At 67.1% G+C, this 6,747-nt stretch carries 7 protein-coding genes; 6 read left to right on the top strand and 1 reads right to left on the bottom strand.

Annotated elements, in window-relative coordinates:
- On the bottom strand, positions 1-218 hold a 218-nt coding region (locus ACLQ6X_RS00610; protein ID WP_411698221.1), incomplete at its 3' end, for a glycosyltransferase.
- A gap of 21 nt (positions 219-239) precedes the next feature.
- On the opposite strand from ACLQ6X_RS00610, the gene ACLQ6X_RS00605 reads away from it, so the two are divergent.
- The 6 genes from ACLQ6X_RS00605 to ACLQ6X_RS00580 all read left to right on the top strand — a co-directional run bounded on the left by ACLQ6X_RS00605 (position 240) and on the right by ACLQ6X_RS00580 (position 6,654).
- A complete protein-coding gene (locus ACLQ6X_RS00605; protein ID WP_411698220.1) occupies positions 240-719 on the top strand; it encodes a GtrA family protein in 480 nt (159 codons plus the stop codon).
- Positions 720-821: 102 nt separating this feature from the next.
- Positions 822-1,805 (top strand): GDP-mannose 4,6-dehydratase, encoded by a 984-nt coding sequence (locus ACLQ6X_RS00600; RefSeq protein WP_188510272.1) that lies wholly within the window; start codon positions 822-824, stop codon positions 1,803-1,805.
- Positions 1,806-1,813: 8 nt separating this feature from the next.
- Entirely contained in the window at positions 1,814-2,776 is a 963-nt protein-coding gene (locus ACLQ6X_RS00595; RefSeq protein ID WP_411698219.1) for a GDP-mannose 4,6-dehydratase, read from the top strand.
- 2 nt (positions 2,777-2,778) lie between these two features.
- Positions 2,779-3,960 carry a glycosyltransferase family 4 protein gene (locus ACLQ6X_RS00590; protein ID WP_411698218.1) on the top strand — a complete coding sequence of 394 codons (1,182 nt, stop codon included), beginning with the start codon at positions 2,779-2,781 and terminating at the stop codon, positions 3,958-3,960.
- 7 nt (positions 3,961-3,967) lie between these two features.
- Positions 3,968-5,803, top strand: coding sequence for a hypothetical protein (locus ACLQ6X_RS00585; RefSeq protein ID WP_411698217.1), 1,836 nt, complete (start codon positions 3,968-3,970; stop codon positions 5,801-5,803).
- Positions 5,800-6,654 (top strand): glycosyltransferase family 2 protein, encoded by an 855-nt coding sequence (locus ACLQ6X_RS00580; protein WP_411698216.1) that lies wholly within the window; start codon positions 5,800-5,802, stop codon positions 6,652-6,654. The genes ACLQ6X_RS00585 and ACLQ6X_RS00580 overlap by 4 nt, the downstream gene beginning before the upstream one ends.
- Positions 6,655-6,747 lie beyond the last annotated feature (93 nt).

Genomic DNA, 6,747 nt, shown 5'->3' with positions numbered 1-6,747 from the left:
GGCTTGTTGATGACGCGCACCGACATGCGGTCGGTCTTCCAGCCGTCGGCGAGGCTCTCGACGAGGGCCGCCGTTCCGTCGGGCGAGGAATCGTCGATCACCACTACAGTGAGTTCGGTATCCGGGTTCACGAGGCTAACTTTCGCGATTGCGTCAATTAGGTTTTGAACGTTCGTGACCTCATTGTAGGTAGGGATAACGACAGCGAGACGTAACATATCGGAAGAAACCTCGGAGACGTGAGAAAACTACTTGCGAAACAACAAGTCCGTTTTCTGATCGCGGGGTGCTTCAACACCGCGTTGGACTTCTTGATCTTGAACGTGTTGACCTTAGCATTGGGCCTACCCGTGCTCGCCGCGAACACGACCTCGGTGCTCTTCGGAATCAGCATCTCCTACGCGCTCAACCACTTCTTCGTCTTCCGCTATCCCCACCGCATCAGCCTGCGCAAGTTCGCCGAGTTCTTCCTTATTACCGGAGTGAGCTCGCTCGGCATCCAGACGCTGATCATCTGGCTCTTCGAGATGCTCTTCGCCACGAGCTTCGGCAACTCCCTGCTGCTCGTGCCGGATGCCGAAGGACGCCACATCATCGCGATCAACGTGGCCAAATTCACCGCGGTGCTGGTGGGCCTGGTCTGGAACTTCACCATGTACAGATTCGTCGTCTTCCGAGTTCCCGCGGGCAAGGCAGACGCATCCGAGCCCGTCGAATAGCCATCGTGGGGCCCAGTGACGTTAGAATCGTCGCTGGCGACCGACACCGATCGTGTGCTCGCGCACCCTCCACCGGATAACCGCAAAACCCCAAGGACTCAGATGCCCCGCGCTCTTATTACTGGAATCACCGGCCAAGACGGCCTCTACCTCGCCGAGCTCCTGCTCGGCAAGGGATACGAGGTCTACGGTCTGGTTCGAGGCCAGAACAACCCGAAGATCGCCCTCGTGCAGTCGACGGTCCCCGAGGTCAAGATCCTCACCGGCGACCTCACCGACATCTCGAGCCTGATCCGCGCCTTCTCGGTCGCGCAGCCCGACGAGGTCTACAACCTCGGCGCCATCTCGTTCGTCGCGTACTCGTGGGAGAACGCCAGCCTCACCTCCGACGTCACGGGCAAGGGTGTGCTGAACATCCTCGAGGCCACCCGCCTCTATGCCGGCAAGGACATCGACAAGGTGAAGTTCTACCAGGCCTCCTCCTCGGAGATGTACGGCAAGGTGCAGCAGGTTCCGCAGAGCGAGAGCACGCTGCTCTGGCCGCGCTCGCCCTACGGCGTCGCCAAGGTCTTCGGTCACTACATGACCATCAACTACCGCGAGTCGTACGGCATGCACGCGTCGAGCGGCATCCTCTTCAACCACGAGTCGCCGCGCCGCGGACCGGAGTTCGTCACCCGCAAGGTCAGCCAGGCGGTCGCCCGCATCTCGCTCGGCCTGCAGGACGACATCACCTTGGGTAACCTCGACGCCAAGCGCGACTGGGGCTTCGCCGGCGACTACGTCGACGCCATGTGGCGCATGCTGCAGCAGCCCGAGGGTGACGACTACGTCGTCGCCACCGGAGAGACCCACTCGATCGAGACCCTCCTCGATGTGGCCTTCAAGGCCGTCGGCATCGACGACTGGGCACCTCTCGTCAAGCAGAACCCGGCCTTCATGCGTCCGGCCGAGGTCGACCTGCTCATCGGTGACCCGTCGAAGGCGAAAGACGTGCTCGGCTGGGAGCCGACCGTCAAGTTCGAGCAGCTCGTCACGATGATGGTCGAGAACGACATCGCCGAGCAGAAGGCACAGCTGCGCTAAGCAGTCCGATGTCCACAGCGCTGATTACCGGAGTCACCGGCCAAGACGGTTCCTACCTCGCCGAGCAGTTGCACGCCCGCGGGGTCGACGTGCACGCCCTCGTGCGGGCCGAATCGAGCGCTCAGGAGCAGTCCGTCGCCGAGTGGGTCACCCTTCACGAGGGTGACCTGCTCGACCCCGACAGCCTGCGCGGCGCCGTGTCCGACTCGGCGCCGGACTACATCTTCAACCTGGCCGGCATCAGCTCGGTCGCCCAGTCGTGGAAAGAGCCGGAGCTCACCTCGCGCGTGACCGCTCTCGCGGTCGGCTCGATGCTCGAGGCGGCCTGGAGCCTGCAGGAGGGCTCGGGCAAGCCCGTGCGGTTCGTGCAGGCCTCGAGCTCCGAGATCTTCGGCGCCGCGCAGCAGGTTCCGCAGAACGAGTCGACTCCGCTTCATCCGGTCTCCCCCTACGGCGCGGCCAAGGCCTACGCGCACCATCTCGTGGGCGTCTACCGCTCCCGGGGCCTGTTCGCCGCCACCGGCATCCTCTACAACCACGAGTCGCCGCGCCGCCCCGAGGCTTTCGTCACCCGCAAGATCACGGCGGGCGTAGCGCAGATCGCCGCCGGCAAGTCGAGCGAGCTGCTGCTCGGCAACCTCGACGCGCAGCGGGACTGGGGCTGGGCCCCCGACTACGTCGACGCCCTCGTGCGCATCGTCGAGGCGGATGTCGCGGACGATTTCGTCATCGCCACGGGTGAATCGCACACCGTTCGCGAGTTCGTGGGCGCCGCGTTCACCGCGGCCGGCATCACCGACTGGCAGAACCTCGTCGCCGTCGACGAGCGCTTCAACCGTCCGGTGGACGCGCCGCTGATGCGCGGCGACTACTCCAAGATCCGCGAGACGCTCGGATGGCAGCCGACCAAGCGATTCGACGAGATCGTGGGCGCAATGGTGCACCACGACCTCGAGCTGCTCTCGGCCTGACCGTGGCATCCTCCCGCGCCGCACGCGACGCGGCGGGCCCCGAATCGCGCACGCCCGTCGTCCTGGTCGACGCGACCGCGATTCCCGCCGACCGCGGCGGGGTCGGCCGCTACCTCGACGAGCTCATCGCCACCCTCGACGGCCCGCTCGTGATCGCCTGCCAGGGTCGCGACGAACGCTTCTACCGGGAGCTCGCGCCGACGGCCACGGTTCTGCCGCAGCATCCGGGCATCGCGTCCACCGCGCGGCGGTTCGTGTGGGAGCAGGTCTCGCTGCCGGGGATCGCTCGTCGCGCCGGCGCCGACGTGATCTTCTCGCCGCACTACACGGTTCCCCTCCTCACCAGGCGCGCGCGAGTGGTGACCTTCCACGACGCCACCTTCTTCAGCGACCCGGGCGTGCACACCACGCTCAAGCGCCTGTTCTTTCGCGGCTGGATCAGGGTGTCGTCGCGCCTCGCCGACGCCGTCGTGGTGCCGAGCGAGGCCACCGCTTCGGAGCTGGCCCGGTACATCCCGCGCGGCATCGCCGGGTTCGACGTGGCGTACCACGGCGTCGACCGCGAGCGATTCCACCAGCCGTCCGCCGCTGAGATCGACGAGGCGGCCACGAAGCTCGGCCTCGCCGGTGCGCCGTGGATCGCCTTCCTCGGAACCGTCGAGCCGCGCAAGAACGTGCCGGCACTGGTCGTCGCGTACCGGCGGCTCGTGGCGGGGTGGGAGACGGCGTGGGGACCGGTGCCCGCACTCGCGATCGCGGGCGGCCTCGGCTGGGAGACCGGGCTGGACGCCGAGGTCGACCTGGTCGAGGCGCCCGCCACAGTGCACGTGCTCGGTTTCATCGACCTGGAACTCATGCGCGGCTTCCTCGGCGGAGCCTCGGTCGTCAGCTACCCCAGCCTCGGCGAGGGTTTCGGTCTGCCGGTGCTCGAGGCGATGGCGTGCGGGGCGCCCGTTCTCACCACGCGCCGACTCGCCCTTCCCGAAGTCGGGGGCGACGCCGTGGCATACTCGGAACCGGACTCCCCCTCGATCACCGCCGCCCTGCGCACCCTTATGGCAGACGCCGACCTCCGTTCTCGGTTGGCTGCGCGGGGCATCGAGCGCTCGAAGCGCTTCTCCTGGCGGGAGAGCGCACTTAAGCACCAGGCCGTGTTTGCACGCGTGGCCAACGGAAAGGTTTGACCATCCCATGAGGGTTACATCCGCCATCGCGGCGTTCGCGCCGTGGCGCACGGTTCTGCGCGAGATCGTCTGGGCCACGGCGACCGGGCTCGTGAGCCTCGTGGCGGCCGCCGTCACCCTGGGCATCAACGCGACGACGCTCGGTCAGCGCTGGCAGACGAACATCGCCGACGACCAGGCCCAGCACTACCTCGTCGCGAAGGCGATCACCGACGTTCCCCTGCTGGGCCCGAACGACCGCATGGGCTTCCCGACCTTCCAGAACCTGTTCTTCGCGCCGAACTACGACCCGGCCTCCGCGATGTTCATGATCTTCGAGAGCCTGTTCACGCACAACGGCGTGCTCATCCTCAACATCTACCACCTGCTCGGTTTCTTCACCGTCGCGTTCGCGGGTTACTTCTTCTTCACGGCTCTTCGGGTGCGCCGGTTCATCGCCATCGTCTTCGCGCTCGTCTTCGCGCTCGCGCCGTACCACTTCCAGCGCGTCAGCTTCGGTCACGGCTTCGTCGCCAACTACTGGGCCGTCGCGCTCGTCGGCATCCTGCTGCTCATGGTCGCCGGGCCCAAGACGAACCCGTTCCAGGGCTGGATCGACACCGCCGAGACGCGCGGCATGCGTGCGTGGCGCCGCTGGCTGCCGATCATCACGCTCACGCTCCTGGTGTCGCTGTCGCTGTCGTACTACTTCGTCTTCGCCGCGATCATCCTCGCCACGGTGATCGCGGCCCGCGTCGTGATCACGCTCGTCGAGCGCGAGAAGCTGCGCACCCTGCTCTGGCCGTTCGTCACCGTCGCCGCGCTCGTGCTCTTCGTGGGCGTGCAGCTCGCCATCCTCTCGCTCGACTTCGGCGACCGCTACGCGCAGTACTTCGGCGAACGCTCCGCGGGCGAGTCCGAGGTGCACGCGGGCAAGATCACCACCCTGGTGTTGCCGTGGGTGGGCACAGGGTTCTCGTCGCTCGGCGCCATCACCCAGCGCTACCTCGACGGCACCACTGTCTCCATCTACGCCGAGCCGCCCGGAACGCCGATCGTCGCCGCCGGCGCCATGATCCTCATCGTCATCTTCATCCTCGTGCGCCTGATGTACAGCCGCACGACGGTGCCGCCCACGGCACTCGGCCGCTTCATCATGGACGACCGCGCCAGCGTGCTCGCCATGGCATTCCTCTGGGGCCTGCTCTTCTACACCGTGTCCGGCCTCGGGGCCATCTTCTCCTTCGTGGTGAGCCCCGAGATCCGGGCCTGGGTGCGCATGTCGATCGTGCTGATCGCGCTCGCCCTGGGCTTCCTCGCCGTGCTCATCGACCGGGTGCTCACGCCCCTCAAGTTCGCCGTTCCTGTCGTCGCCTTCCTCGCGATCATCGCCGTCGTCGACCAGCTCGGCGGCGTGCGCACCGCGATCGACCTGCAGCCCACCGACGACGCCGACCTGCGCGCCTTCGTCTCCGACGCCGAACAGCTGCTCGACGACGACTGCGGCGTGGTGCAGCTGCCGCTGCACGCCTACCCGGCCGCCGGCCCCGTCGGCATCATGAGCGACTACAACCAGGCACTCCCCTACATCCTCGCGACCGACAACTCGCTGCGCTGGAGCTACGGCGCGGTGGTGGGCTCGATCTCCGGCGACTACTGGGAGAACGTGACGACCCCCGCCGCATTCGAGGCGAAGATCGCCGACTCCGGCGCCTGCGCGATCGAGGTCGACACCTTCGCCTACCCCGACGACCCAACCGCGTGGCGTGACCTCGTCGAGACGGTGGCAGATCCGGATGACCCGGCTATCGTCTCGACCGACGCCGACAACCGGTACCTGCTGTTCACGGTGGACCCACGATGACCCCCGCGAACCGCGCGGCCGTGTCGCTCGTCACCGTGTCGTACTTCTCGGAGAAGTACCTGGGCCCGTTCCTCGACAGCGTGACCGGCGCGAGTTCCGAACCCGTCGCATCCGTCGTGGTGAACAACGCGCCCGACGACGCCGACTTCTCGGCTCTCGCCGCCACGCTGACCGCGGTGACCGTCGTCGAGCCCGGCAAGAACCTCGGCTACGGCAAGGCCATGAACCTGGGCGCCACGGAGACCGTCGACTCCGAGTGGCTGCTGCTCAGCAACCCCGACCTCACACTGTCGCCCGGGGCCATCGACGAGCTCGTGCGCGTCGGCGACTCCGACCCGCGGATCGGCGCGGTCGGACCCCTCATCCGCACGCCGTCGGGCGAGATCTATCCCTCGGCGCGGCGCCTGCCCTCGCTGCGCAACGGCGTGGGCCACGCCATCTTCGGGCAGGTCTGGAAGACCAACCCGTGGACCCGCTCCTACCTGGCCGACCGCGAGAATCCGCCGCGTCAACGCGATGCCGGGTGGCTGTCGGGCGCCTGCATCCTCGTGCGACGTGCCGCGTTCGAGCAGGTGGGCGGGTTCGACGACAAGTTCTTCATGTACTTCGAAGACGTCGATCTCTGCGCGCGCATCGGCCGCGCAGACTGGCGCATCGTGTACGCACCGTCGGCCGAGCTCATGCACGTGGGCGGCGCGTCCACAGACCGGGTCAACCGGGCGATGATCCGCGTGCACCACGAGAGCGCCTACAGCTACCTCGCCGCGCGCTACACCGGCTGGTACCTCGCCCCGGTGCGCCTCGCCCTGCGGGTCGGACTGCGTCTCCGGGCCTCGATCACCCGACGCTAGCCCGCGCCGCACCGCGAAAAGGGTGGTTTTCTGGCGAATCGCGGCTACTCTGAGACAAACGACGGGGTCATTTCGCTATTCGGGCGACGGATG

It is taken from the genome of Conyzicola sp. (assembly GCF_046714715.1).
In the GTDB taxonomy this organism is placed as follows: Bacteria; Actinomycetota; Actinomycetes; order Actinomycetales; family Microbacteriaceae; genus Conyzicola.
This window is presented reverse-complemented; position numbering and strand designations above follow the sequence as displayed.